Origin of the sequence: Aminobacter sp. DSM 101952, from assembly GCF_001424795.1 — a bacterium.
Classification (GTDB): Bacteria; Pseudomonadota; Alphaproteobacteria; order Rhizobiales; family Rhizobiaceae; genus Aminobacter; species Aminobacter aganoensis.
This window is the reverse complement of sequence record NZ_LMCL01000029.1, coordinates 1-1,152: the sequence shown is the minus strand read 5'-3', so window position 1 is coordinate 1,152 and position 1,152 is coordinate 1. Positions and strand designations below refer to the sequence as shown.

Below are 1,152 nucleotides of genomic sequence, written 5' to 3'. Positions count from 1 at the left end.
CTGGCGCCCGATATGGGTGCGCGCGCCATGCCGCGACAGCGCGAGTTCGAAGCGGCCGCTCCGCGCCCCTGCCGGGCGTGGCTGCGCCAGGGGTTGCGTCACACGCGGTTGGGGCCAATGGCTCGTCATCTGAACAATACGTCGGCAACGATACGGTCGGCGATCGCGTCGATGCCGTCATTGCTGCGGCAATTGGTGAGCGCCATCGGCCGACCGGCTCGTGCAGTGAAGGCCTGTGCCGCCATGGCCGCAAGATCGACGCCGACATAGGGGGCTAGATCGGTCTTGTTGACGACCAGAAGATCGCATTTGAGCACGCCGGGCCCGTTCTTGCGCGGAATGTCGTCGCCGCCGGCGACGTCGATGACGAACATCCACCAATCGACGAGGTCGAGCGAGAAGGTCGAGGCCAGGTTGTCACCACCGCTCTCGATCAGGATCAGCTCGACATCGGGAAACAGCACCTCGAGATCATCGGCGGCGGCGATGTTGAGGGTGGGGTCCTCGCGGATGACCGTGTGTGGGCAGGCGCCGGCCTCGACGGCAGCGACACGCGCCGGGTCGATCAGGCCCGAGCGGCGAATGCGCTCGGCATCCTCCGCCGTCACCAGATCGTTGGTGACGATTGCCAGCGACACGCCGCGCGCCGCGAAGGCCGGGATCAGCCGTTCGATCAGCGCTGTCTTGCCGGAGCCAACGGGACCGCCGATGCCGACACGGGCGGCGCCGACGCGCGAGTGGGACGGGCTAAGAGAAGACGTCCTGGTATCCATGATGTCACCTCAACATGTAGCGTTGGGTCAGCGGCAGTTCATAGGCCGGCTCGCAGGTTGCCAGTTCACCGTCGACAAAGACGTCGAAGGTCTGCGGATCGACGCGAATGTTGGGACAGGCGTCATTGTGCAGCATGTCCTTCTTCGACAGGGCGCGGTTGCCGCGAGACGCCAGCAGCGGCTTCTTCAGGTCGAGCGTTGCGGCAAGTCCCCGCTCGATCGCCAGCGGGTTGACGAAGCAGGCCGACAGCGCCTGCTTCGCGCGGCCGAACGCACCCCATTGCGGGCGCAAGAGCAGCGGCTCGCAGGTCATCAGCGACGCGTCGACGATGGTCGCGTCGTTGACCAGCTGGTTGCCGCCCGTCGTGATCGTCCATTC

General features: G+C 66.1%; 1 protein-coding gene and 1 pseudogene. Both read right to left on the bottom strand.

Annotated elements, in window-relative coordinates; translation table 11 throughout:
- Positions 1 to 125: 125 nt before the first annotated feature.
- Positions 126 to 773, bottom strand: coding sequence for an urease accessory protein UreG (ureG, locus tag ASC75_RS16520; RefSeq protein ID WP_055977845.1), 648 nt, complete (start codon positions 771 to 773; stop codon positions 126 to 128).
- 4 nt (positions 774 to 777) lie between these two features.
- A pseudogene (locus tag ASC75_RS16515) lies at positions 778 to 1,152 on the bottom strand (hypothetical protein); the annotation flags it as partial.

What these genes read in the sequence shown, in the direction of transcription:
- ureG (WP_055977845.1), bottom strand. Translation starts at nt 773, where the DNA reads ATGGATACCAGGACGTCTTCTCTTAGCCCGTCCCACTCGCGCGTCGGC.